The 1,521-nt window shown below is 66.2% G+C and carries 2 protein-coding genes; both read right to left on the bottom strand.

Going from position 1 to position 1,521, the window contains the following annotated elements:
* On the bottom strand, positions 1 to 764 hold a 764-nt coding region (locus AC1DU6_RS30830), incomplete at its 3' end, for a DUF1800 family protein (RefSeq protein WP_477861906.1).
* A gap of 104 nt (positions 765 to 868) precedes the next feature.
* Positions 869 to 1,507: a 3-oxoacid CoA-transferase subunit B gene (locus AC1DU6_RS30825; protein ID WP_477861904.1), complete on the bottom strand. Its 639-nt coding sequence runs from the start codon at positions 1,505 to 1,507 to the stop codon at positions 869 to 871.
* Positions 1,508 to 1,521: the final 14 nt, after the last annotated feature.

Below are 1,521 nucleotides of genomic sequence, written 5' to 3'. Positions count from 1 at the left end.
AGCTTGAGCGTGCCGTCGGCATTGAGCTGGTAGAGGCCGATGCTGAACAGCTGCATGACCTCGCGGGCGTAGTTCTCGTCGGGGACGCGGCCAGTGTTGGTGTCTTCCTTGAGGTTGCCGCGCGTGGCGAGATACACGCCCATGCCATTGGACAGCGTCACCGCGTTCAGCAGATCGCGGTAGCTGCCAAAGCAGCGCTGCTCCAGCATGTCCACATAGCAGGCGATGGCGAAGCCCCGCCAGGGCATGGGCAGGCCGCTCATGGAGATGACGAAGATCTCGCTCAGGGCCAGCACAACGCGCTGGCGCAGCGAATCGGGCGCGGACAGCAGCTTGCGCCACAGCGTGTTGTCGGCGCCGCCGAAGTCATTGCGGTGGTCAACGATGGCATAGCCATTGGCCACCATCCAGTCGAAATGGCCATCGCTGACCGGCAGCGCGAACTGCGCGTCCAGCCAGGCGGCGTAGCCATTGGCCTTGACGGTGGCGATGTCGGCTGCGCTCGCGGCAAAGCCGGCCTGGGCCAGGAAACGCGCGGCTTCGGCGTCGGTGATGCCGGGTGGCGGCGGGGGTGGGGGTGGAGGTGGCGGCGGAGGCGGTGGTGACGGCGATGGGGTCGGCGCATCGCCTCCCCCTCCTCCACCGCAGGCAGCCAGCAAAGCCGCTGCCGTAGCGGCGGCCGCGATGCCGCCGGGGTTCAGGTCTGCACTTGTCTCGAGTGCGGGGGCGATGGTCTCGACTTCAGGCGTCGGTGGTGCGCGCATGGTGGCCTCGCTGTTGTTCGAAGAATGCTCCGCCCAACGCAAACGGGCCAGCTTGCGCCGACCCGTCCTGGCCCATGAACTGGGGATGCGAGGCTTGATTTACCTCAGAGCAACGGAACCCCTGTCTTGCTTTGCGCTTGTTCACGCGTGACGCCCTCGGCCAGCTCGACGAGCTTGATGCCGCCGGGCACGACGTCGAAGACGCCCAGGTCCGTGATGATGCGGTCGACGACGCCCACGCCCGTCAGCGGCAGCGTGCAGCTGGGGATGATCTTGAGGTCTTCGCTGCCGTCCKTCTTCTTGGCGACATGCTCCATCASSACGAYGACGCGCTTGACGCCGGCGACSAGATCCATSGCGCCGCCCATGCCCTTKACCATCTTGCCSGGGATCATCCAGTTGGCCAGGTCACCGCTGCCGCTGACCTGCATGGCGCCCAGGATGCTGAGGTTGATCTTGCCGGCGCGGATCATCGCGAAGCTGTCGTGGCTGCCAAAGATGCTGCTGCCGGGCAGCGTGGTCACCGTTTGCTTGCCGGCGTTGATAAGGTCGGCGTCGACCTCGTCCTCGGTCGGGAAGGGGCCGATGCCCAGCATGCCGTTCTCGCTCTGCAGCCAGACTTCCTTGCTCGCGGGCACATGGTTGGCCACCAGCGTCGGGATGCCGATGCCGAGGTTGACGTAGAAGCCGTCTTCCAGCTCCTGGGCCGCGCGCGCGGCCATCTGATCTTGGGTCCAGGCCATCTCAAGCCTCCTTC

This window comes from Roseateles sp. P5_B10 (assembly GCF_056400485.1).
This window is presented reverse-complemented; position numbering and strand designations above follow the sequence as displayed.